Raw genomic sequence first — 24,582 nt, forward strand, 5'->3', positions numbered from 1 at the left:
TCGGATATCGATCGAGGTGGGGCGGTGGAACCACGTCTCAGGTTCCGGAGGCAGCCATGAACCGGAGTATTGCCAGCGGTGTCCTCTCAGTCGTCAGCGGCAAGGTCGTCGTTCTCGTGGTGACGGCCATTTCGACCCCGCTTCTGTACCGACTACTCGGAGTCTCCCAGTTCGGCGAATACTCGTTCCTGCTCTCGGTGTTCGCCATCTACATGATCTTCGTGAGTTCCGGAATCACCGACGGCGTTCGAAAGTTCCTCGCCGAGGATCGAGGTGCCGATAACTGGGAAGCCCACGTCGTCGGTTTCTACTTTCGACTCGCAATCGTGTTCGCCATTACGGGCGCCGCACTCATGGTCGTCGCAGCGAGGTTCGGCCTCGTCTCGGCAGCGTTCGGTGAGCGGTTCGTTCCGTACTTTTACGTACTTGCCCTCCTCGTCATCACGGCCCAGTTCCGCGATTACGCTCGAAAGACGCTCATGGGCTTTGGCCTCGAGCGCTACTCCGAACCGTTGAAGGTCCTCGATACGGTCGGCTTCGTCCTCATCGCGATTCCGCTCACGGCTCTCGGATTCGGCGTGGCGGGGGCGCTCGCCGGCCACCTGATCGCGAGTCTGTCGGTCGGGCTCGCCGGGCTGTACGTGATCAATCGACGACAGTCGCTGTCGAGTGTGTTCACCACGCCGTCGTCGCGATTTCCCCGGCGCGAGATGCTCACGTTCAACTCGATGAGCATCGTCCTCGTCTTCCTCCTGATGTCGCTGTATCACGTCGACATCATCATGTTACAGCGATTCAGGGTCAGTTCGGAGGTCGGGAACTACAAAGCGGCGCTCACGCTCGCGGAGTTCCTCTGGTTCGTCCCGCTCGCCTTGCAGACGGTGTACGTTCACTCGACGTCGGAACTCTGGTCACAAAACCGGTACCAGAAGATATCGTCGCTCGCCTCCCGAACGACTCGGTACACGTTCCTCCTGACGGCCGTCATGGCCATCGGCCTCGCCGCGCTGGCAGACGTCGCCGTACCGCTCTACTTCGGGTCCGACGCGGAACCTGCCGTCGAACCACTCATACTCCTGTTGCCCGGCGCACTCGGATTCGCACTTGCACGCCCAATCCTCGCGATTTCACAGGGGAACGGACAGCTCCGGTATCCCGTTGCTTCGACCGGCGTCGCCGCCGGAATCAACGTCGTCCTCAACTTCCTGTTGATTCCCAGATTCGGCATGCACGGCGCGGCGGTCGCGACGAGCATCGGGTACGGATCGATGTTCGCCTTCCACATCGTGAGTGCTCGAACGATCGGATTCAACCCGCTCTCGGACGCACGACTCAGTCAGGCTATGGCGACCGCCGGACTCGCAGGGCTGCCGATCTTCGCGCTCGCAACCGCCATCCAGAACCCGTGGATCGCGCTCGTCGTGGTTCCGCCGGTCGGACTCGCCATATTCGTCGGGTTCGCGATTCTGCTCGGTGCACTCGAGCCCTCCGAACCGTTCGAAATTCTCGCGATCGCGCCAGATCCGATCGGTTCCGTCGCGGGCAAGCTCTGTCGGCGCCTCCAGACGACGCCGGGTGAGTCACCGATCGCGATGGGACAGAGTCTGCTCGTCGCGATCGGACTATCGCTGCTGGTTTCCGGCCTCGTTCTCAGCCTGGTCGGCCCGGGAATCGGGATGGCCCACCCCTGATCGGCAGGCGCTCTCACAGGCCCGCGACTGCAGCCGTAGACAGCTAACACGAATATTTTTGGAAGAAGGGTTTACAAGAGGGACGTTCCTAGTTTCCACAATGGACATTCGGCTGAAGCGGCTGTGGTGCCCGTGATCGGTGGGACCACCGATCGAGACGCGACAGGGGCGGCGACTGGCGGGCCGGATCGATGGGAAGTCCCGATTACCCGCAGACGCATCACCGTGAAGAGATTGCAATGAACGCTACCAGGAACGAACACACCGACGTGCTGCTGATCGAAGACAATCCTGGCGACATCCGCCTGATAGAGGAAGCCTTCGGGGCACACAGCGAGGACGTAACGCTCTCCGTCGTCCACGACGGTATCGCGGCGCTCGACTTTCTCTTTCAACGTGGGGAGTACGCCGACAGTCCCACCCCGGGGCTCGTCTTGCTCGACCTCAACCTCCCGCGGAAAAATGGCGACGAAATCCTCGAGGAGATGAAGAACGAACCGACGCTCCGGCGGATTCCGGTCGTCGTGCTCACCAGTTCACAGGCGCGCGAAGACGTGCTGCGGACGTACGACAAGTGTGCAAACGCGTTTCTCACGAAGCCGATCGACCCCAGCGCGTTCCTCGAGATTATCGAGTCAGTCAGGGAGTTCTGGCTGTCGACCGCTAGACTCCCTGACAGTTGAGGGAGAACGCGGCAGTCACTCGATCTAGTGTTCGAGGAGTTCGTTCTCGAGCACGAGATTAGCATAAACACGAACACGAGTACGAGCACGAACACGGTGAAAATCATCGCGAACAGCACGGGTGCCGTGCCGATTGCGGTCACCAGGAGGATCGTGGTCGTGGTCGTAGTCGTGGTCGAGGTGAGATCACGCTCGCGGTCGAACTCGACGTCTCACTCCGACCCTGGACAAATGGTCCGCACCTCCCATCACGCGTCACCGGACAGCTCCGAGGCCGTCACGACCTGGACGTCGGTCGAATCGACGTACTCGAGCAGGTCGACGAACGCGTCCTCGGACATCCCGTCGGCACCGCCGATCTCCTCGAAGCGGATCACGGCGAGTTGACCGTACTGGGCGGCGTAGTCGATGTACCGAGTCACTTCCGAGCCAGCCGTTCCCGAGAACGTACCGACGTTGTGCGGGTCGGTGAGCGGAAGTCCGTTCGGGCCGCCTCCGTAGCGGAACGCCACTTTGTAGTGGTCCTGGACCAGGTCGTAGGTGTTCGGTCCCATAATGTTACGCGGCGTGACGAAGTAGTTGGCTCCGTCTTCGAACCCGCGGTGCTCGAGGAACTTCTTCGTCCGTTCCATCGCGCCCTCCTGTTGCTCGCGCGTGAACTCGTTGATGTTTCTGGAGCCGGTTCGCGGGCGAGCGGCCATGTCCCAGCCGGCTTCTTCGAGGTCCTGCATCTGGTCGTGGGTGAGGCGTCCGGTCTCGCCGACTGCTTCGGGGATAACAGCCTCGACACCAGCGAAGCCGAACGACTCCATGTGCTCGAACGCGTTTACGTGGTGTGACTCGAGGGTGCCGTCGAAGAGGAACAGCACCGATCCCTGGTCCGGGCGCTCGGTCACGCGAAGGTCGTCGATCGCAAAGTCGATCGGACCCTCGTTCGAGCCGCGTCGGTGAGCGATGACCCGGAATTCGCGGACGTCCGTGAGGTCGGGCGAGGTATCGACGTTCGTCGTCCCGAAGTCGACGCGGACCCAGCGGTCGACCGGTCCGGTGAGCGTCCGACGCAACGCAACCTTGTTCCGCGCGTTCGGTGCGAGGACTTCCAGCGTGATCATCAACTGTTCTCGGCCCGAGTACTTGACGGCCATCGAGAAGGCCGCGTTGGACAGGTCCATGCTCTCGGGGAGCATGAACGAGGAACCAGCGGACTCGTTGTTCTCACCTGCGTGCAGCCGGGCGGACTGAGATCCCGCGTAGGGGTCGTCAGTCGTTGCCTCGATGGAGCCGCCGTCGAGCAACGTAGCCCAGTTGTCGAGGGATTCGAAGTCCTCGAGCGTCTCGCCCGGAAGGTGATCGAGTTCGCCGTTCGAGTTGTCCTGGGGGGACTCGGTCTCGTTACCGTTGCCGGTGTCAGAGCCGTCCGACGAGTTCGTCTCGTTGTCACTCGAGTCGGACGGAGACGAGCCCCCGTCGTTCGAGAGACAGCCCGCCAGTCCGAGTGCACCAACCGTCCCAGCAGTACGAATGAACGATCGTCGATTTCGGTACGTCATCACCAGAGTCGTCAACACGTTGCGCCTTTCTTATAGAGGTAATAGGTGGCTCGGGCGAAACACCTTATGTGGTGGAAATACGCCGTATACGGTGCTTATCCACCTGATAATAATGGACGCAGCGTCGCTATCCGGGGTAGATGCCACGCGTTAGCGTTATCATCCCGACGTACAATCGGGCCGGCTCGCTCGTACGCGCGATCGACAGCGCGCTCGAGCAGACGGTCGACGACCTCGAGGTCGTCGTCGTCGACGACGGCTCGACGGACAACACCGGACTGGTCCTCGCCGACTACGACGACCCACGGGTTCGTCCGGTCGTCCACGCGACGAACCAAGGAGCGAACGTCGCTCGCAACACCGGCATCGAGCACGCTCGCGGCGAGTACGTCGCGTTCCTCGACTCTGACGACGAGTGGGACCCCACCAAACTCGAGAAACAGCTCGCGGCGATCGAGGACCGCGGCGACGACTGGATCGGTACCTACTGCGACACGGCGTTCGACCTCGAGGGGACCAGCGGCCGACTCCGGGGGGTCGCCGCGAGTCTCCTCTCGCGGACGGACGAACAGCCGACGATGGAGGGCAACGACGACCTGATCGGCGAGATCCTGTCCGACGGCGTCCAGCCAGGTGCCGGCTCGACGCTCCTCGTTCGAACCGACGTCGCCCGCGAGATCGGCGGCTTCGACGAGGACCTGGATCGCTTCCAGGATCCCGAGTTCTGTCTCCGCGTCCTCGAGCAGGGGAAACTCGCGTACGTGGACGAAAAGCTGGTCGTCCGCGAGGAGACGGGCCACCCGCCAGCGGACGTCGTCCGTCGAGCCGACCAGCAGTACCTCTCGAAACACGAGGACCTGGTCGAGCGCTACGAGGCCGAGGGCTACGAGATTCGCTCGAGACACGAACTCGTCGTTGCGAAGCGGTACCTCGCGGAGGGGCGACTGCTCCGGGGAGCCTGGCACCTGCGAAAGGCCGCCGTCTCCGCCCGGCACTATCCTGGCCTCCTCTGGGCGACGGGATCTGGTGTCCGACGACGGCCGCTTCCAATCGTCGCCTCGCTCGCGCTAATCTTCGTTGCCAGCGCACTCGGCCGACGGACGCTCACGAACCGCGTTCTCGATCGGTCGTCGTCGCGGTAACGTCTACCGTCGAGTAGCCCACGCGTTGGGAACGATACGGCAAAGGTTTCACGAGGTAGGATTTTTCCCGGAAATGGACGTCTCGAGTGGCCTGGTCGCTCGGTAGCGTTAGCGCCTCGATTTAGGTAAAGCCAGTTCGAGCGTGAGTCCGGGCCAGCATGGACCGAGGTTCACTCTCACGCCGATCGCTACTGACTGCTGCTGGCAGTTGTGCGCTGGCGAGTGCCGGCGTCGCATACGCGGAGTAAAGGTACCGCGAACGATGGAAGCACAACGACCGAGGAAACGGCTGTCACTCGAGACACCTTTCACTATCCTGTCTGGCACTGACTGGGAGACGACCGGGTACGTCGCGCAGGCGGCGGCCGACGGGCCGACGGTCGTCGTTCTCGGCGGTATACACGGGAACGAGGTTGCCGGATACACGGCCGCCGCCGAGATCGCCAACTGGGAGATTACGGCTGGAACGCTCGTGTCGATCCCCGAAGTGAACGCCGCCGCGATCGAACGCGGGACGCGAACCGACGAGGCGGGCGTCGACCTCAACCAGCAGTTCCCCGAAGGTGGGGAGCCACGAACCGACCTCGCCCGCGCGGTCTGGAACGTACTCCTCGAGTACGAACCCGACGCCCTCGTCGACCTCCACGAGTCGGTCGGGATCTACACCGGCGACGACGTCGACGGGGTCGAGCAGGCAATTTTCCACCGAGCGACGACGGGGCGGCGGCCACTACCGAGGAAGCGGCGGACCTCGTCAACCAGGACTACGTCGACGACGCCGACCTCGCGTTCCAGACGGACGGCTTCGCGGGGCCGGACGCCTCGCCGTCAGGACTGGTCGCTTAGAAGGCGGCGCGCGAACTGGAGATACCTGCGTTCCTGGTGGAGACGCTCTGGGTCGACGTCGACCTCGAGACGCGCGTCCAGTGGCATCTGGCGATCGTCGAGTCGCTCGTCGGAGACGGGCTCTTCGCTGCGGACGACGACGAAGGTGGCGAAGACGACGAGACCGACGTCGAGGACCCTGACGTCGACGAGGCGGAGGAACCCGAACCCGAACCGGAGCCCGATGCGGGCGAACCGGGTCGCGATCCGATCGACGAAATCCGAACGACGCCTGAGGATGCGACCGAGCGGACGTTCTCGGTCGACGATCCCGTCACGCTCGACGCCTCCTGTTCGCGTGCGCCGGAGGGTGAGATCGTTCGCTACGAGTGGAGTATCTACGGCGAGGGTAGCTTCGACAAAACCGGACGAACGATCGACGTAACCATCAGCGGCGGGGGTGACTACCCAATCGTCCTCCGCGTCGATGATGACGGCGGACGAACCGATACCGCGGAGATCACGCTCTCGGCGGAGAGTTCCTGAGTTCCACTCGAAGAGAGCGACTGGCTGCACCACCTCCGGTCGTGTGGTGAGGTGGCGCGGTCTGGTGCCTCGAGACGGTTCGTTCGGACGGGATAGTACTCGCTATCGAGCAGGACCCTCCACACGATAGCTCTCGGAGAACTAGGCTCTCTCACACAATCGCTCTCGACGGACTGGTACTCGCTCGAGCGTCGTCAAACGATAAACGGCGAGACGAGTGACTCCTGGCGATTCGGTTGGATCAGTTTCCGGACGTGCGCATCTTCCAGAGTTCGTCGAACGTGATGACCTCCACGTCGGACTCGTCGATGTACGCGAGCAACGCCTCGTAGTCCTCCTCGGACATGGTGTTGTTTGCGGAGAACTCGTGGAAGTTCAGGATCGTACACTGATTGTACGCGCCAGCGAGGTCCACACAGCGTTTGGCGATGTCGAGGTCGTGGCCGATCGTCCGGGGAAGTGCCAGCGGATCGAAGCCGTGGACGTTCGTGGTATTCACGTTTCCGGCCTGGTTGAAGCCGCCACAGTAGTGGTACTTCGAGATGTACTCGAGGCTGGTGGCGTCGTAGCTGTTGTGTGGGTAGACGATGAAATCCGCGCCCGTGAACTCGTGCTGGATGAGCCAGTTCTTGGCCCCCTTGAGGCGACCGTCCAGTTCGTCCTCGCTCTCGTACTCGGCCATCCGGTCGTGTCTCCCGTGGGTAACGATCTGGTCGCCCGCTTCCTGTCGCTCTTTGAGCTGCGAGGTCGACATGATCCCCTCGCGAGCCTCCTCGGACCACCGGGGGACGACAGCCTGGACCGCATTGAACCCGTACTCGTCGTGAAGGGGGCTCGCTTTCTCGAGGAAGTCCAGGGACCCGTCGTCCCAGGATAACATCACGTATCCACTGTCTGCCGTCGGAACTGCACGCAGGTCGTCGACCCACACCTCCGCCTCCGGCATCGAGTGAAGCACCTGGATCTGGAGGGTGGCGATGTCGTTCATCATCGGCTCGATCGAGCTCTCCTCGAACACGCCGGGGCTCGAGCGGAACCACCCGACGTCGGGTGTGCGGTAGGTGATCTCCCGAAGGGAGTAGATTCGCTCGCTTCCGTAGGAGTCGACGACACGGATGTTGATGGTGATCTTGTCCGGGGTCGTCGTTCGCACGGCGAACGACAGGTCGAGATCGGTCAGGTCGACGTCCGAGAGTTCACGTTCGACGACGATGTTTTCGCCCTCTCCCCCCGTGAGGCGGAGGCTCTGTGACCCGTCGAAGGCGATCTCCGTGTCCGCTTCGCCCGACCCCTGTACGACTTCCCACGGTCCGAGGTCCTCGAAGTCGTCGATGGAGTCGCCCGCCTGGCGGTACTCCTCGCGGCTGTTGTACTCGGTCTCGAGCGCGGGTACGCCGTTTCCGTTCTCGTCTCCCTCGGACTCGTTACCGCCGTCTGAGTCGGAATCGGTGTCGTTACCATTGCCAGTGCTGTTCCCGTTCCCGTTCCCGTCCCCGTTACCTCTCACGGAGTTCAGGCGATTAGTACAGCCCGCGAGCCCGGCCGCCATCGCAGCCGCACCCGAGGTGGCCAGGAAGCGTCGCCGCGTCGTATTGTCTCGCGTCATTGGTACCCGGCAGTACCGGCAACGGCCCCATTATTATAGACGCGATAGACCCCTCGAGCACCCATCCGATACCGCATCAGACCACCACAGCAGGCTCTGGCCCCAGAGTCCCCGAAATCGGGCGCGACTCGAACCGAGCCCGCCGCTCGCTCGATGCTTAATGACGCCATAGTAAACGACGCGGCGTCAGCTACTGGTAGGTACACAGGCGAACGCGCGACGGCCCCACCACGATCGTCAGGACGCCGTCGATGGTTCGTTCGAGGGAGACATTCGACGATGAACAAGGAACTATTCGGCGTGTTTGGAAGCATCGAGGTGTTCGAACGCTACCGGTCGGTCGAGGCGTTCGACGACGTACTCACAGGAACGGAGATTACCGTCGGTATCAGAGACCACGATCTCGTCACTCCCGGCTGGAGCGCCCGATACGCCGACGAACGCGGTATCTGCGTCGTCTGGGGGGAAGCCTACGTTCCCGGCGACGAAACCAACGCGGCTCGCTGGCTGCTCGAGCAGTACGATTCCGAAGGCGAGGCAGCGTTCGACGTGCTGAACGGATCCTACCTCGCCGTCGTCGACCCAGTCGATGACGACGCGTTCGTCGCGACCGACCCGGTTCGCTCGCGAGAGTGTTTCTACACCGACGAGCCCGGCGTCCGAACGTTCGGGACCGACGCGGCCAGCGTCGCTCAGACGGTCGACGCACCGTCGGTGAATCGAAACGCCGTCCTCGAGTACCTCCACCTGGGCGTGACGCTCGGGGAAAAGGCTGCCTTCGAGGAGCTCTCGCGACTGCCGATAGATAGCCGACTGACCCAATCCGGGGTAGAATCGTTCGAACGCTTCGTCTACCGACCCCACCAGTTCGATTACGTCGAAGAGCTGGCTAATCGGCTGAAACGGGCACTGGAACGCCGGTCGATCCTCCCGGGACGGAAGGGGCTGCTCCTATCAGCTGGCTACGACTCCCGCATTTTCCTGCCGACGATACCTGACATCGAGCGCTGTTACACGGTCGGAACGTCGTCAGCCCAGGAAGTCACCGGCGCACGGCGCGTCGCGACCCAGTACGGGGCCGACCACGTCGCCTTCGAACCCGACGAGCGATATCTGCTGGCCGACGAGTCGAAGACCCGGTACGGACAGGGGATCAAAGAGTCGCTCCACATCCACCACGCCGGGTACACCGACGAAATAAACGTCGATACGATGTATCACGGCTTACTCTGTGATACGTTCTTCCGGGGTCACTTCACCGCACAGGACACGATCGAACTCTTCGGGACGGAAGTGCCGCGAAACAGACTCGATCCGGACCCCAATCCAGTCGACTCCCTCCTCGGAAAGTTCGGGTACGACCGGGAGTCGAGTGAAGCCCTCGCCGAGCGCATCGCTTTCGACGAGGATCCCGAGCCGTTCGTCCGGGACGCGATCGCGGCGGAGTTCGACGCCGTCGGCGACCGCGCCGTGACGACCCAGAACTCGCTGACGTGCTGTGGCATCGCTAACCAGCCGTCGATCCCGTTTCACAATCACCTCGCGGACAACTTCTTCGCGTCGTTCCTCGCGGCCGACATCGAACTCGTCCGGTGGCACCTCGAGACGCCGCCGGCCCACCGAACGACCGAGACCTTCCTCGAGGCCTGCGAACGCCTCGATCCCGACATTCTCCACCACCGTCCACCCGATCGACCACACGACGTGACCCTGCTCAACGAGGCCGAGCGGTTCGTCCGCCGGAAGACGCCGCTGCTCGAGCCGTTCGAACCGCCGTGGCCGGACCGCAGGTGGATCTTCGAACACTACGGGCTCGACCAAAAGCTCCTCCCTGATCTCGAGCACGTACACGGGCTACCGGTGAGACACAAATTACGATTGAACGATCTCAACCGATGGATCGGCGCTTCGACCGACGACGCCAACAATGCCCGTTCGTGGCTTTACCGGGAGTCGGTCGCGGGAGACGGGAGCGGCGACCGTTCGACGCGGCCACTCCCCCTGTAACGACGCACACGTGTGACAGTAGTGGACCGTTTCGGTGAGTAATACCCGACAGACGCTCCGCAGTCGGTTTCACATTACTCAACAATGGTTCTGTCACCGTCTTTCACACACATTCGTTCGCGAAGGTGTCCGAATTGGTGAACGTACGGAACCATGATTCATTACTCGGTTTTGCTCGTCTCAACGCTCTCTAATGGACTCGTAGTACTGTTCAGAATCGAAAAATGAGGAGAATACTTATAACCCATCACTTGTTTGGTTGGAATATGCGTCTGACGCCGTCTTGGGTTCGTTCGTCGCGAGACGCGTCTTCGGGCAATCGGTCCGCCCCCGACGACAGCGCTTCACCCGCACCCGAGGTACCAATCTATTACGCGACCGACGAGTCGACGGATTCGTCGTCGACTCCGTCGGTCTCGGCCGCCTCGTTCGTGCCAGAATCCGATATGGCGCTCCTCGAGGAAATCGCCGAGTTAGAAGCACCTGTCACGGTCGATGAACTCGCGGACCACCTCATCTGGCCGGCTGATCCGCCGATCGAAACGTGGGCCGACGTCCACGAACTCCTCTACGACGAACGGCTTCCCACACTCGAAGCACGTGGACTGCTGGCGTTCGATTCGGAAAAAGGAATGATCGAACACGTACGAGAGACCGAGGATCACGCCAAAGAAGTCTGGTTTTCTCGGCCGGTCCTCGGATTACTCTCGCTCGTCTTGCTCGCGACGATGCTGTTTCTCGTCTCGACCGTCGTCGTCACGGCGACCCCGTTCTAACGTCCGTAGTATTCGTCGCATCTGACGGCCGCCTCAAGGTGATAGCGGCGGTCTTCTCGAGGGAAAGGAGCTGTCACAGAAAGGAGGGCCGTCGTCAGCACGGTGAGACGACCGTCGTCCGATCAACAGGGAGCTCAGTTAACGAATCGCCCGGCCGTGAGCACCGTGAACAACAACAAGATCAATGCGCTCAGGCCGATGCCAGAGAGCAGCGAGACGAACGGCAGTTCGAAGATCGCGCCCAGGAAGACCAGGTAACACAGCGCAGTCGCTCCCAGATAGTAATCGTCCCATCCGCCGCTCGCGGTGGGCTCTGCGGACTCCTCGTCCGTCGGTTCTCCAACCTGGAGGTACTGGTCGACGTAATCGGCCAGCGGCTCTCGCTCGACGACCCCCCGGTTCTTCTGGTAGGAGATAATACCGGCCTCGTCGAGTTTCGACAGGTGTGACTGGTAAAGCGGGATGTACACGCGCTGGCGCTGTGCGGACGTGAGCTGGTCGACAGTCGTCTCGTGTTCCCACGCGGCGACTTGCTCTGCAACGTCGCGCATGCGGACACTCCCCTCCGCATCGCGCAGATACTCAAGCACGAGCCGGCGACGTTCGTTTTGCAGCAGGTGAAAGAGTTCGTCCTTCGAAAATGGGACGTCCTCTTCCGGAGCATCGGCGCTCCCATCAGTCGACTGCTCGTCCTCTTCTTCAGGGCTGATATATTCGGACTTCATCGCACCAGTCTTCTGGAAACAGTTCCGGGTAATAAAGGATAGAAACCGTCCACCAGTGAACGATTTATTTTAGTTGAGTTCACGGGCCGTCCCAGACATTTTTTGTCGTTTCATTACCGCATTACCAGCAGCAATAGGCCCCATAACACCAGAATTGCCTTTATATTAGATATTCAACTAATTATTGATTTCATCCAGTGTAGGACGATATTAGCCACTGTTCAATACCATTTTTTGGCCATGTGAGAGGCCAGTCTCGAGAGAGGGCCGAAGATAGCAAAACAGTGTCTGGAACGTTACATTCCGGGTCACATTCCCCGTTTTTTCCGCCTGTGACCCCCGAGAATTACCGTCCAGATAATAAATGGCCGCGAGGACCTCTCGAGAAGCAATGAGCGACAACAACTGGTGGTTTCTCGATCTGGCCGCCGTCGTCGCGGCGACCGGATTCCTCTCGTTCGGCCTCCTGCTCGGCGTTCCAGGCGTCGCTCGAGTGGCACTCGCCCTGCCGCTCGTGTTATTCTTGCCGGGGTACGCGCTGATCGCCGTACTGTTCCCGGACGCGCCGAGCGACGACTACCAACCGTTCGATATCGACCGTACTGGGCTTCGAAACCCGCTTTTAGTCTCTGGCGGCCTGGCGTCCACGGAGCGGATTATCCTATCAATCGTTGCGAGTATTTTCCTCGTTCCCGTGATTGCCCTCATTGCGAGCGTAGCCCCTGGGGGTATTGCTCCGGAAACGGCCATCCTCGGTATTGCAGGATTGACAGGATTATTGACGCTTTTCGCGATCGTCGCACGGTACCGATGCGCACCCGATCGCCGATTCGCGTTGACGGTCGGTACGTCCGGTCTCCTGTTCAGTCGACCGAGTCGATCCACTGGCGTGTCCACGCGGCCATTCAACATCGCAATCGTCATCGCACTCCTGGTTCTCGTCGCGACGACCGGCTTCGCGGTCGCCAACCCACCGACTTCGGAGTCGTTCACGGAGTTCGCGTTGGAAACCGAACCGGTCACGGCCGATAGCGACACGGTGTACCAGACCAACTACGCAGCGGGCGAGGCCTCGGACGTGACCGTTTCGATCACGAACCACGAGGGAACGGAACAAACGTACACTACCGTGGTTCTTCTCGAGCGGGTGAGCTACGGGGAGTCGAACGCAACCGTCCAAGAACGGACACAGCTCACGAGCGAATCCGTTACGGTCGCCGACGGCGAACAGCGAAACCAGACGCTCGAGATGACACCATCGATGCAAGGAGACGACCTCCGACTGACAGTGCTGCTGTACGAGGGCGAGCCGCCGTCCAACCCCTCGACCGAAAATGCCTACCGGGCGGTGCATGCACCGATCGTGGTGGAGTGAATGTGGCCGTGGGAGCATTTGCTGTTCGCGTACCTGCTGTACTCGCTCTACACCAACGTCGTTCGGAGACGCAGTCCGTCGGGGCCTGAAACGCTCGCGGTCGCCATTGGCTCACAGCTGCCGGATCTCGTCGACAAGCCGCTGGCCTGGACGTTCGACGTCACACAGACGGGGCTCTCCGTCGCCCACTCGATTTTCGTCGTTCCGTTCGTCTGCCTGGCAGTATACGTACTCCTTCATCGCTGGGAGCGTGGATCGGTCCGACAGGCGACTGCGTTCTCGATCGCGATTCTGTCTCACCTCGCCGGGGACATCGTCTATCCGTGGCTCACGGGTGGCCACTTGAAGCCGAGAGCCGTCACGTGGCCGGTCGCTTCACCCCCGGCGGTCGATCAGGGGAGCTTCCTCGATCACGTCGTCATCTACGGCCACCGATCTCTCGAGCTGTTTCTCAGCGGCGAGACCCCCCAGGAGTTGACGGTGCTGCTCGGTCTGTTGGCCCTCACTGTCGTCCTGTGGGTGTACGACGGGGCGCCGGTCGCCGCCGACTGCTGGCGGTGGGTGTCCCGGCGAACGTAGTTCGATCATCCGACCACACACGCTCGGAGCGTCTTCAGTCGTCGTCCGCTCACGTTCGACACTCGTCGTCCACACAGTATAGGGACGACGGGTAAGCGCTCGAGATGACGCCCCACGGAAACGAACGGATCCACCTTGCAACGACGTCCGATGCGTGAGGAGGTCACACTGTTCGTCTATCAGAACGAAGATCGACACCTGTACTGGGCGAGGGAGATGGAAGCGGCCAAACGCTTCTCACGTCTCGAATGAGGTTCGTCCGAAGCCGTCCGAAGCGCTCGTGGCACGATCTGTGGGCGGGTCCACACCAGTCATACCGTCGCTCATGGACTCGAGGATGACTCGCTCCTGGACGAGTTCCACTCGAGCAGGCTGTGCGGTTCTCTCACCCTGGGCACGTACACACAACACGTTTGCGCTCGCTCGAGTAGTGGTTACTCGGGCGGTAGTGACTCAGTCGAAGCGACTCGAGCGCTCGTGACGTCGTACTCGAGTGAAAAGCCGCTGCGCGCAGACGGTGTGACCGCCCCGTCAGTTCGAAGCTGGCGACGGCGTACAGAAATTGACGTCGCCGCTATCGTACACCGTCGCCTGGGTCGGACGACAGATCTGTGCGCGGTCGACCGACTTGAGTTGCGCTTGTCCGTTCTCGTCGACGAAGTAGGCCACGGACTCTGTCTGGCTGGTCCGGTAGACCGTGTAGTCGTGGTCGGCGACGCCGTCTTCGGGTAACGTCACGTACGACGAGGACGAGTAGGCGCCCGTCCGATCGAAGACCGTGAAGTACGGATGGTCGGTGTGTAGTTGCTGGTCGGCTCGAATTTCGGAACCAGCCGGGGAGCCGGTCATCTCGCCGATCGAGGAGACGGCGGTGAGTTCCGACTCGTCGTAGGCCAATTGCTCGTGTTGCTGTTCGAAGATCGGATTCTCGGTGTTACTCTCGGCGGCGAAGGCCATTGCCCCGGGGTAGACCAGGACCACCAGGAGTATGGTGACCATCGCGAGGCGAGGATCGAGGTCACGAACGAACACTCGGATTGCGATCGCTCCGAGGATCGCCATCGGCGCGTAGAGGAAGGCGAACCAGCGCGTCGGAATGAAGTTCCGAATGCCGAACATCGGCAGCCCCATCACGAAGAAGAGCATGATCGCCGACGCGAGCAACAGGGTGAAGACCGACTGCTCCGCCCGTCGTCGGTGGATGACGTACAGACAACCCGCGAACGTCAGTCCGAGCAGGATCAAGAATCCGAGTTCGTCGACGTACGGGACGACCTGGTCGAGAAGCGTCGGCGCCGCAACTTCGCCAGCCGATTCTTCGCTCCCCGTTCCGCTGGCGATGTTGAGGAAGCCGGCACTCTCCTCGATCGTCTGGGAAAGGAAGCTCAGGACAGTCTTCAGGAACGAATCCTCGCGATACGGCGTGAGCGACCAGACGAAGATCGTCAGCCCGAAGTTGAAGACGACCAGGCCGATCAGGTTGACCGGCTTCTTCGTCCGGAACGTGTTCGTATCGAGGCGATTGAGGCCGAACGGGCCGATCATGAACACGATCTGGGCGAGGAACGCGGTTACGAGCACCACAAGCATGATGAACGTCGACACCTGGTGGGTGAGGATGACCGCGAGACTCAACACCAGGAGTAACATGAAGTCCCTGATCGTGTACTCGATCCGCATGACGCGAATCAGTGCGTAGAGAACACCGAGGAAGAATACGAGCCCCATGCTGGTCGGGATCAGGTGCATTCCCCACTGGGCGACGTAATTCGCCATGGCGAACAGGCCGGCTGCGAGCGCCGACCAGCGCGGCGAGATCAACAGGTTCGCCGTCGCGTAGACGAGCAGGATAGAGAGCGGCATTACCACGCCGACGGTCAGGTACAGCGCTGCCCGCAGCGGAACGTCGAAGACGAGCGCGCTTGACGCCACGAGCAGGTGATACAGCGGTGAGCCGTAGTGTTTGTTGTTGGAAATGGCGCTCAGCGACCGTTCCTCGAAGATCGCATCGGCCAACTCCATGTGCGTCCAGATGTCGATGCCGATGAACCCCGGTGTGGCGTAAAGCGCCGTAAACCGGAAGACGAACGCGAAGAGGACGAGCTGGAGCAAGACGATCCCCGTGTTGAACGTCTCGTCCTCGGAGAAGACGATCTGGGCGATCAACAGCGTGCCGACGAGACCCGACAACACGAAGAACACGATTGTCCGCTCGCCCTGCACGAACGACAGCACGACGAGGGCAGACAGGCCGAACAACACGAGCGTCGGCAGCGTCATCAGGGCTGGTCTGGACAGCGTCGGCATCGCCGAATTGTTGGTCTCGGCGTACAGCGACAGCAGATACAACCCACAGGCTAACCCGAGAACGATTGGCACGGTTTTGATGAATATCTGGGAAGCCAGCAATCGGAGTGGCAACATCGCCGATGCCAGGAGGAGCCCGAGGATCGCGGCGACGGTATCGAGGCGCAACGGCCGGATCCTCGACAGAAACGACGAGTTACGCATTCTCCGTCACCTCGAGGTCGCGGTGCTGGCCCGTGGGTCGGGCCCGTCGTCCGAGGACGTCGCGATAGCACTCGAGCAGACGGTCGCCCATGGCGTCCAGACTCAGTCCGTCGACGACTTTGCGGCCGTTCGAACGACGGTCGCCAGCGAGGACGGTCTCGAGGCCCGCGGCGAGGTCGGCGTCGTCGTCGCTAACGACGCAGTTGTCGACCTCGCCGATCGTGTCGCGAACGAAGCCGACGTCGGTCGAGACGACAGGCACGTTGCAGGCGGCGGCCTCCTTGATGACCATCGGGCCGGCCTCGCGCTTCGAGGTCACGAGGAGGACGTCGCTGGCGTTCATGTAGTAAGGCATCTCTTCGTAGGGGACGCCGTCGATCGTTCGCAACTCGAGGTCGGCGTCAGCGCGCTCGACGATGCGTTCGGCCCGCGGATAGTCCTTCTCATCCCTGTTTGGATCGTACGGAAAGAGCGCGATGCGTTCGTCGGGGTTCCAGCCCACGCGCTCGCGGGCGTCCGCACGTGGGACGGGTCTGAATTGCTCGGTGTCGACGCCGAACGGGATCTCGACGTGGTCGGTGTCGAGTTCGCGCGACATCGCGGGGCTCGGAACGATCGTGGCGTCCGCAAAGCGGGCGCCGTAGCGGCTAATCGACTCGAGCCAGCGCATGTCGCTCATCAGGTCAGTTCCCCACAGGCTCATCACCACCGGGCGCGTCGGCTGGGCGAGTGCGAACGGCGCGACGAGGCCGTAGTGGCCGTGGATCAGGTCGTACTCGCCCGACCAGACGTGCGAGAGCACCTTCGGATAAAACCGCAGGTAGTCGACGGGCGTCCGCGGCGAATCGGCAGTGTATTCGCCGGGGACGCCGATGACGGTGCACTCGACGCCACGTTCCTCGAGGACGGAAATCTGTTGCTCGAAGAACGAACGCGTAGAGGTGATGAGGTGTAGTACGTGCATTCGTGTCAGTTAGCGTTGGCAGCGAGCGTCGGCCGTTCGGGGCCGGTCCCGGAGACGGTTTCTACCTCCCTGACGATGACGTCGGTCACGTCGATCCGATCGGCGAGCAGCCGTTCACGTCGACGGGCCCACTTCTCGGTGTCGTCTTCCTCGATCACCGAGATCGCCTTCTCGAGCGAGCGAGCGTGGCGATCCAAGCCGTTGAAGTTGAACACGAGGCCGTACGTCTCCTCGAGTTCGGTCGTGTACCCGAGCGACAGGGAGTTGACGTACACCGCTGGGGTGCCGAGCACCGCGGCCTCGGCGGCCATCGTCGCGCCCTCGCCGACAAAACAGTCGGCGTACGCGAGCAGGTCGTGCATCCGGTCGGGCGACGTCGTGAGTCGGTTCGATTCGAGTTCCTCGGGGAGGGGGACCTCCGACGTGAGCACGACCTCGGCGCCGGCGTCCTCGAGTCGCTCGACGGCCTCGACCGGATCGTCGAAGCCGCCCTGTCCCATGTCGTGTGAGGAGTCCCAGCTGCTCAGGCGCATCACGACGAGCGTGTCGTCGGGTTCCAGCCCGGCTTCCTCGAGGATCCCGGGTTCGGGTTCGAACCGGTCGGGGTGGAGGTACGCGAGTTCGTGATAGCCTGGGTACTCGACCTTCTTCGAACCGATGTCACCGTCGTAACACTCCGGCGTGCAGACGATGTCGGCGAACGGGTACGCGAGCGCCTTGATGATCGTCGCGTGTTCGGTGTCGTAGAAGACGACGCTCTTCGCACCGACGAGTTTCGCGACGTGGGCGGCGGCGACGCCACCGATCGCGGTGATGACGTCGGGCTTGATGCGACGCGCTCGCGCCAGCAGTTTCGCCTCGTAGGTCGCCTGGACCGCCGCCAGCGAGAGCAGCGAGTTCGACTCGCCGGCCAGGATCTCGTGGTCGATGTCGTAGGACTCGAGTAAGTCCGTCACGACCTCATTCTCACGCGCGAAGACGTGGACGCTGTGGCCGTCCGACTCGAGCTCGGCGATTGCGTGCTTGAAGAAGTGGACGTGTCCGGGGTGCTGGATCGTCACGATGACGCGCATCTAACGGCGCACCTCCTTCCCCTCGTTCTCACCGGCGTCGGTCACCATCGCAACCAGGAAGACGACTGCGCTCGCGACGAACGCGAGCCCGGTCGTGAAGAGATCGCGAAGCGACGTCTCGCCCTCGAGGGCGCTCGCGCTCGCGCTACCGGCGAACGCGACAGCCCCGGCCAGCGACGCGACGCCGATCAGGTACCCGAGCGCGGTCGGATCGCTGCGATCGTCGGCGAGGCGCACTCGCATTCGCTGGAGGAAGCCACGGAGCAGCGTCACCGACGTGATCGGGATGAATCGCTTGTAGTCGATGGTGCTCTCCTCGTCGGCGTACTTCGCTGGCATCGAGACGTCGGCGACGCGCATTCCCGCGATGTTGAGCCTGACGAGCAGATCGTTGGTGTACTCGTGATCGTCCGGCAGCGACTCGATGTCGACCGCCGACAGCGCCTCGTTGGTGATCGCCGTGTACCCGTTCTGCGGGTCCTGGAGGGACCAGTACCCGCTGGCGATCTTCGTCAACTGCGTCAACACCCAGTTGCCGAACAGGCGAAACGGCGGCATCTCCCGTCGACTCTCCCGGTCGGCGAGCCGGTTGCCCTTCGCGTAGTCGGCCTCGCCCTCGACGATCGGATCGAGCAGCTTCGGCAACTGGTCGGGATCCATCTGGCCGTCCGCGTCCATCGTGACGACGACGTCCATTCCGTCGTCGCGCGCGCGAACGTATCCGGTCCTGAGCGCCCCGCCGGCGCCCTGGTTTTCCTCGTGATGGATTGCGACGATCTCCGTCCCTCCGATCGCCCCGCCATCGGAGATCAGGGCGTGCGGTTCGAGCCGCTCGTCGGCGGCCGGATCGACGCGACGCTCGTCGGCCGACTGTCTCGAGCGGGCCGCGTACTCCTGGATGATCTTCCAGGTGTCGTCGGTCGAGCGGTCGTCGACGGCGTAGATCCGGTCGACGAAATCGGGCATCGTCTCGAGGACGCCGCCGACGTGCGTTTCCTCGTTGTACGCTGGTACGACGACGCCGATTGAATGTCCTCGGTACATTATACCCTCCGATAGACGAAGCCAGCGTCAGCGACGGCGTTCTCGTCGAGCGCCGCGGTCACGTCGATCAGTGCCGGTTGCTCGTTGAGACTGTCGGCGGCCTCCTCAAGGTCCATCTCGACGAACTCCTCGTGCGGTGTGCCGAGGAGGATCGCGTCGAAGTCGGTGAAGTCGAGTTCGGTCTGGACGTCGATCCCGAACTCGTCGTGGATGGCGTCGGCGTCCGCGAACGGATCGAATCCCTCGATGTCGATGTCGTACTCCTTGAGTTTCTCGACGACGTTCGCGATTTTCGAACTCCGGATGTCGCCCACGCCGGCCTTGTACGAGAGGCCAAGAACCAGGACGCGGCTCTCACAGAGGGTCTTCTGGCACTCGTTGAGCGCCTTGATCGTCAGGTCGGCGACGTGCTGTGGTACCCGCTCGTTGACCGCACGACCCGTCTGGATGAGTTTCGGCGTGAATCCCGCCTGCTCGGCCTGATAGGCCAGGAAATACGGGTCGACCGGGATGCAGTGTCCACCGACGAGCCCCGGCCGGTAGTCGTGGAAGTTCCACTTCGTTCCGGCGGCCTCGAGGACTTCTCGCGTGTCGACGTCGAGTCGCTCGAGGGCCATCGACAGCTCGTTGACGAAGGCGATGTTGAGGTCCCGCTGGGTGTTTTCGACGACCTTGCTTGCCTCGGCGACCTCGATCGTGGGCGCACGGTGGACGCCGGCATCGACGACCGACTCGTAGAGGGCCGCGACGTCCTCGAGCACCTGCTCGGTCTGGCCGCTGACGACCTTGACGACGTCCGCCAGGCCGTGTTCCTCGTCTCCCGGGGTCGCTCGTTCGGGCGAGTAGCCGACGAAGAACTCCTCGCCGGCGGTCATCTCGGAAGCCTCCTCGAGTGCGGGAATCATGACTTCGCGAGTCGCACCCGGGTAGACGGTCGACTCGAGGATCACCGTCGTCCCCGCAGTCATCTTCGAGCCGACGGTGCTCGCGGCGGCCTCGACGAAGTCGAAGTTCGGGCGGTTGTCGCAGTCGACCGGCGTCGGAACCGCGATGATGACGTAGTCGGCGTCGGCGATCTGGCTGGCCTCGGTCGTGTAGGAAACGCCGCTCTCCGCGACGGCCTCGTCGGTGAGGTCGCCGGTCGTGTCGACGCCGTTCTGGAGGGTTTCGACCTTCGATTCGTCGACGTCGAACCCGACGACGTCGAAGTTGGCCTCGGCGAACCGGACGGCGAGTGGCAGTCCAACGTAGCCCAGCCCGACGACGCAGATCGTCGCCTCACGTGCGCGTTCGATCGCCGGCTCCTCGAGCGTTCCCTCCTGGCCGCGCCGGGAGTAGTCCGTGACGACGGGCACGTTCGATCGATTCTCGCTTCGCGATTCCGTATTGCTGAGTGGTGGATTCATGGGTACATCACCGTCTTCTTCGTGTGCCGGCCGACCGGGTCCGACCGATCGGAAGGTCGTTCATTTGGCGATCCCGGGAACGGGACGCGCTGTTCCCCCTTTCCAGCCTCCCTCCGTTTACTATACCGCTGATAAAACTGTTGCAGCGGCGGAGACGGTCGTTCTCAGGGCCAGTACCGGCCAGTCACCGGGGTATCAGCCGAAATTGGGCCACAAAAGCGCCTCGAGGGCTTAGCCTGCCGTTAAGCGGGCCTGTAGCGCTTTATAATGAAAAGGGTGTCTCGTATTAGTGGACGTACGGTCGTCCCCGATCGTCGTTTCGATCGGTCGGCTCGGCCGTGCGTGATCAGCCGATCACGAGATCACGATCACCGATACCGAAACCGATCACCAACCAGCTCCGAAGGACCGAAGATATGACGGCACCCACCTCTCAGATCGATGTTGCCCCGTCCGGGGTCGTGCGTTCCCGGGCCGACACTGGGGAGTCGACCGATTCGACTCCACAGCCAGCGCCTGCGAACGTGCGGTCGACAGACGACAGCGCCACCGACCATGGTTCGACCGCACGCTCCGAGTCGGTGTGTGCGTCTCGTCCCGACGTCGTCAGTCGTCCATCGCCGTCCCGTGACTGCGACTACCGCACGCACGGAATTGGGCTGTCGGCGGGGGTGGCGACGATCGGTAACGGGGCACCCGCGGTCGCGTTCGTGAACTGGTTCACGAACCGGCCCGCATCGGACTGGGATATGGTTCTGGTGACCGTGCTCTCGCTGCTCGTCGGTGGTCTCGTCGGTATTCGTCTCGCGTACGTCCTGTCCGCTCGAGAGATCAGCGTCACCCTGGGGGGTTCACTCTCGGACCCGGCGGGCGACGAACCGACGGACGACCAGCACAGCACCGGGCACGAGTACCACCACGCCGTCTCGGCTTCCACTCCTTCGTTGCTCCTGAGCGACGAGGGAGAAGTGATCAAACTGCTCATGCAGAACGACGGAACGCTCCGTCAACACCAGATCGCGTCGGAAACGGGATGGTCGAAGTCGAAGGTAAGTCGCATTCTCTCGGATATGCACGACGAGGGAGTGATAGAGAAGATCTCGATCGGTCGCGAGAATCACATCACGCTGGTTCCGGAGGCACAACAAGAATAACAGACAGCGCGTCTGTGCGGCGTATCGGTCGCCGTTTTGTCGATTGCAATCGCACCACCACCAACACTACCACCGCAATCGCACTCACTACAGTACACACCACGACTGAGTGCTCCGGTCCAGCGTTTTTCTCGGTACGCGTCGAACGAATCGCCGGAGCGACCGCCAGTATCGGCTCCAGTTCTTTCGATGCTTCGTCCTGACTACGTCCGATACTGGCGTAGCTCACCATGATCACCGGAGAGAGCTCCGGCACACCTGGGCCCGTCTGCAGTCGTCGCTCGAGCGACGGAAACGTCTCGTATTTTCTCGTTCTCACGAGAGGGGGCGAGGAAACCCGAAGTGGCTCCACAGGTGTACCGTACGTCGACCTGCGCCGACGACCTCGAGAACGCGCTCGAGACCCGACCGATCTCGACGTACGCGTCCGTCAGTACACTGGACGACCAGATTGCGAGACGACGAGAACCGGTCCGGAATTCCGACACAAATTATCGGTGGTACTCTCGATATCTCGGCGATATAATGAATGTTCGAAGGAATATCGGCCGTCAGCCACCCGTCTGACGACTCGTCGGGGGAGCCGCGCCCCGAACGAGATCGTCGGTTTGAGCGGGTCTACCCCATTTATACCGGCACCACCGGTCAGTAGAACGTACATTCGCATCCTGTGAAACGGTTTTAACAGGGAAATATGAGGGGCCAGGATGCGTCTTATCTGAGGTATAGTAATACCGTCATTCCGTCTGGTGAACGAGTAGATGCCCACCCGCCAGCTGGCGGAGGATCACGGGTACCCACACATCCATGATACGAACTAGCCGCCATCTACGCACCGCTGTCTCGACGAGCACGACCACGGAAACCGATGCAGTGGTCCGATCGACCGCTGGTCGGTCGTCTCGTTCGTCCGTCACGGCACTGCCGGCTGTCGCGTCGGCTCCAGAGGTGAGCGGCTAATGTGTGGAATCATCGCGCGAGTCGGTCGCGACGACGCGACCGAGACTCTCCTCTCGTCGCTCGAGAACCTCGAGTACCGCGGCTACGACTCCGCTGGAATCGCCGTACAGAACGGCTCCGGCGTGAAAGTCCACAAGTGCTCGGGAGAGGTCGCCGACCTCAAGTCTCGCCTCCAGACGAAACCGAGTGGGAACATCGGGATCGGCCACACCCGCTGGAGTACCCACGGGCCGCCGACGGACGCGAACGCCCACCCCCACACGGACACCGCCGGTGACGTCGCCGTCGTTCACAACGGCGTCATCGAGAACTACGACGAACTCAGGGACGAACTCCAGGCGATGGGCCACGAGTTCGAGAGCGACACCGACACCGAGGTCATCCCCCACCTGATCGACGAGTATCGGGCCGAAGCCCCCGACACAGAGACGGCCGTTCGTCGCGCCGTCTCGACGCTCGAGGGGAGCTACGCGATCGCCGCCATCGTCGACGGCGAAGAAGCCGTGTACGCCGCCCGGAAGGGGTCCCCGCTCGTCCTCGGACTCGACGCCGACGAGTGGTACCTCGCGAGCGACGTCCCTGCGTTCCTCGATCACACCGACGAGGTAATCTATCTCGAGGACGGCGACGTCGTCGTGCTTGACCCCGACAACTATCGGATCACCGATCTCGAGGGAACCCCCATCGAGCGCTCGGTCGATACCGTCGAGTGGGACCCCGAAGACGCCGGCAAGGGCGAATACGACCACTACATGCTCAAGGAAATCTACAACCAGCCGACCTCGCTCGCCAACACCATCGAGGGGCGAGTCGACGACGGCGAGGTTGTCTTAGAAGACCTCTCCACCGGGACGTTCTCCGAGGTCGAGTACGTCCAGTTCGTCGCCTGCGGAACCTCCTACCACGCGGCGATGTACGGCACCCAGCAGCTCCGCGAGGCCGGGATCCGGACGGAAGTCGTCCGCGCGAGCGAGTACGACTCGACTGCGGGGCCCGTCTGTGAGCGAACACTGACGGTCGCCGTCACCCAGAGCGGCGAGACGGCCGACACGCTCGAGGCGCTCCGCAGCGCCGACGAACAGGGGGCGCGAACGCTTGCGGTCACCAACGTCGTCGGGTCGACGGCGGCCCGAACTGCCGACGACGCGCTGTACATCCGGGCAGGGCCGGAAGTCGGCGTCGCCGCGACGAAGACGTTCTCCTCGCAGGCGGTCACACTGACCCTGCTCGGCCAGCGACTCGCCGCTGACGTGCCGTCGGCCACGCCCCGGGAGGATCAGGCCGACCTCCTTGAGGACCTCGAGCGGCTTCCGGGCCAAGTCGAAACGCTCCTCGAGTCGACCGACGCAAAGCGACTGGCGGCGGCGTACGTCGACAGCCCGTCGTACTTCTTCATCGGGAACGACCTGGGTCACCCGGTGTCGCTCGAGGGCGCCCTGAAGTTCAAGGAAATTACCTACGAGCACGCGGAAGGGTTCGCCTCGGGCGAGCTCAAACACGGACCGCTCGCGCTCGTGACCGACGAGACGCCGATCTTCGCCACCTGTACGGGGGCGAACGACGAGAAAACGAAGACGAATGCGATCGAGGCCCAGAGTCGCGGCGCACCGATTGTCGCCGTCGGCCCCGAGGAGAACCCGCTGACCGACGTCGCCGACGCCCAGCTCGAGATTCCGGAGACCCACCCCGTCTGGGCGGGGCTGCTGGCGACGGTACAGCTCCAGCTGGTGTCGTACCACGCGGCGAACCAGCTCGGCCGACCGATCGACAAGCCTCGAAACCTCGCGAAGAGCGTCACGGTCGAGTAGTCTCTCTCGGCTCTTTCTCTCCACCTACTCGACGTCCCACTCAGCACCACTGCCACTCTGTCATCGAACCCACAGCAAGGAACCGTCGACGAGTACCGCTCACAGCGATTGTACGGCTCGAGTCGCGATCGGCTTAGTAGCCGTATAATGAAAGGCT

The 24,582-nt window shown here is 62.4% G+C and carries 18 protein-coding genes and 1 pseudogene; 11 read left to right on the forward strand and 8 right to left on the reverse strand.

From position 1 onward, the window contains the following. Window positions 1-56 precede the first annotated feature (56 nt). Window positions 57-1,691: a flippase gene (locus NGM29_RS02430; protein ID WP_254158665.1), complete on the forward strand. Its 1,635-nt coding sequence runs from the start codon at window positions 57-59 to the stop codon at window positions 1,689-1,691. Between the two features lie 239 nt (window positions 1,692-1,930). Beyond that, on the forward strand, window positions 1,931-2,374 hold the full coding sequence (locus tag NGM29_RS02435; RefSeq protein WP_254158666.1) for a response regulator: 444 nt from the start codon (window positions 1,931-1,933) through the stop codon (window positions 2,372-2,374). A gap of 248 nt (window positions 2,375-2,622) precedes the next feature. Here NGM29_RS02435 and NGM29_RS02440 read toward each other — a convergent pair whose 3' ends face one another. Continuing rightward, window positions 2,623-3,924, reverse strand: coding sequence for a polysaccharide deacetylase family protein (locus NGM29_RS02440; protein ID WP_254158667.1), 1,302 nt, complete (start codon window positions 3,922-3,924; stop codon window positions 2,623-2,625). A 140-nt stretch (window positions 3,925-4,064) separates the two neighbouring features. Between NGM29_RS02440 and NGM29_RS02445 the strand changes: the two genes are divergently transcribed. The 3 genes and pseudogenes from NGM29_RS02445 (at window position 4,065) to NGM29_RS02455 (ending at window position 6,437) form a co-directional block, all read left to right on the forward strand. After that, a complete protein-coding gene (locus NGM29_RS02445; protein ID WP_254158668.1) occupies window positions 4,065-5,066 on the forward strand; it encodes a glycosyltransferase family 2 protein in 1,002 nt (333 codons plus the stop codon). Window positions 5,067-5,328: 262 nt separating this feature from the next. Continuing rightward, window positions 5,329-5,580 (forward strand): annotated as a pseudogene (locus NGM29_RS02450) (hypothetical protein); the annotation flags it as partial. A gap of 368 nt (window positions 5,581-5,948) precedes the next feature. Next, window positions 5,949-6,437, forward strand: coding sequence for a PKD domain-containing protein (locus NGM29_RS02455; RefSeq protein WP_254158669.1), 489 nt, complete (start codon window positions 5,949-5,951; stop codon window positions 6,435-6,437). A gap of 241 nt (window positions 6,438-6,678) precedes the next feature. Here the strand turns inward: NGM29_RS02455 and NGM29_RS02460 are convergent, their stop codons facing one another. After that, window positions 6,679-8,043: a polysaccharide deacetylase family protein gene (locus NGM29_RS02460; protein WP_254158670.1), complete on the reverse strand. Its 1,365-nt coding sequence runs from the start codon at window positions 8,041-8,043 to the stop codon at window positions 6,679-6,681. A 279-nt stretch (window positions 8,044-8,322) separates the two neighbouring features. On the opposite strand from NGM29_RS02460, the gene NGM29_RS02465 reads away from it, so the two are divergent. Together NGM29_RS02465 and NGM29_RS02470 are read left to right on the forward strand one after the other, a co-directional pair. Beyond that, entirely contained in the window at window positions 8,323-10,050 is a 1,728-nt protein-coding gene (locus NGM29_RS02465) for an asparagine synthetase B family protein (protein ID WP_254158671.1), read from the forward strand. Between the two features lie 431 nt (window positions 10,051-10,481). Further along, window positions 10,482-10,826 (forward strand): hypothetical protein, encoded by a 345-nt coding sequence (locus tag NGM29_RS02470; protein WP_254158673.1) that lies wholly within the window; start codon window positions 10,482-10,484, stop codon window positions 10,824-10,826. Between the two features lie 134 nt (window positions 10,827-10,960). On the opposite strand, the gene NGM29_RS02475 is transcribed toward NGM29_RS02470, so the two are convergent. After that, the gene (locus NGM29_RS02475; protein WP_254158675.1) at window positions 10,961-11,551 is read right to left on the reverse strand and encodes a DUF7344 domain-containing protein; all 591 of its coding nucleotides are present in this window, start codon (window positions 11,549-11,551) and stop codon (window positions 10,961-10,963) included. Window positions 11,552-11,942: 391 nt separating this feature from the next. Here NGM29_RS02475 and NGM29_RS02480 point away from each other — a divergent pair, with 391 nt between their 5' ends. Together NGM29_RS02480 and NGM29_RS02485 are read left to right on the forward strand one after the other, a co-directional pair. After that, window positions 11,943-12,926, forward strand: coding sequence for a DUF1616 domain-containing protein (locus NGM29_RS02480; RefSeq protein WP_254158677.1), 984 nt, complete (start codon window positions 11,943-11,945; stop codon window positions 12,924-12,926). Further along, complete coding sequence (locus tag NGM29_RS02485) at window positions 12,927-13,505, forward strand: metal-dependent hydrolase (RefSeq protein ID WP_254158679.1); 579 nt, start codon at window positions 12,927-12,929, stop codon at window positions 13,503-13,505. Window positions 13,506-14,036: 531 nt separating this feature from the next. Here NGM29_RS02485 and NGM29_RS02490 read toward each other — a convergent pair. From NGM29_RS02490 to NGM29_RS02510, 5 genes are read right to left on the reverse strand one after another with little or no spacing between them, the layout of a single operon-like run. Next, the gene (locus tag NGM29_RS02490) at window positions 14,037-16,016 is read right to left on the reverse strand and encodes a hypothetical protein (RefSeq protein WP_254158681.1); all 1,980 of its coding nucleotides are present in this window, start codon (window positions 16,014-16,016) and stop codon (window positions 14,037-14,039) included. Further along, window positions 16,009-16,980, reverse strand: coding sequence for a glycosyltransferase (locus NGM29_RS02495; RefSeq protein ID WP_254158683.1), 972 nt, complete (start codon window positions 16,978-16,980; stop codon window positions 16,009-16,011). Before NGM29_RS02495 ends, NGM29_RS02490 begins: the two co-directional genes overlap by 8 nt. Window positions 16,981-16,985: 5 nt before the next feature. Further along, the gene (locus NGM29_RS02500) at window positions 16,986-18,053 is read right to left on the reverse strand and encodes a DUF354 domain-containing protein (protein WP_254158685.1); all 1,068 of its coding nucleotides are present in this window, start codon (window positions 18,051-18,053) and stop codon (window positions 16,986-16,988) included. After that, a complete protein-coding gene (locus NGM29_RS02505) occupies window positions 18,054-19,097 on the reverse strand; it encodes a glycosyltransferase family 2 protein (protein ID WP_254158687.1) in 1,044 nt (347 codons plus the stop codon). It abuts the gene before it with no gap. After that, the gene (locus tag NGM29_RS02510; RefSeq protein WP_254158689.1) at window positions 19,097-20,503 is read right to left on the reverse strand and encodes a nucleotide sugar dehydrogenase; all 1,407 of its coding nucleotides are present in this window, start codon (window positions 20,501-20,503) and stop codon (window positions 19,097-19,099) included. The genes NGM29_RS02505 and NGM29_RS02510 overlap by 1 nt, the downstream gene beginning before the upstream one ends. Before the next feature lie 524 nt (window positions 20,504-21,027). On the opposite strand from NGM29_RS02510, the gene NGM29_RS02515 reads away from it, so the two are divergent. Both NGM29_RS02515 and glmS read left to right on the forward strand, forming a co-directional pair. Beyond that, entirely contained in the window at window positions 21,028-21,657 is a 630-nt protein-coding gene (locus tag NGM29_RS02515; RefSeq protein ID WP_254158691.1) for a helix-turn-helix transcriptional regulator, read from the forward strand. 959 nt (window positions 21,658-22,616) lie between these two features. Next, window positions 22,617-24,425 carry a glutamine--fructose-6-phosphate transaminase (isomerizing) gene (glmS, locus tag NGM29_RS02520; RefSeq protein WP_254158693.1) on the forward strand — a complete coding sequence of 603 codons (1,809 nt, stop codon included), beginning with the start codon at window positions 22,617-22,619 and terminating at the stop codon, window positions 24,423-24,425. The last annotated feature ends 157 nt before the right edge of the window (window positions 24,426-24,582 follow it).

The organism is Natronosalvus rutilus, from assembly GCF_024204665.1.
In the GTDB taxonomy this organism is placed as follows: Archaea; Halobacteriota; Halobacteria; order Halobacteriales; family Natrialbaceae; genus Natronosalvus; species Natronosalvus rutilus.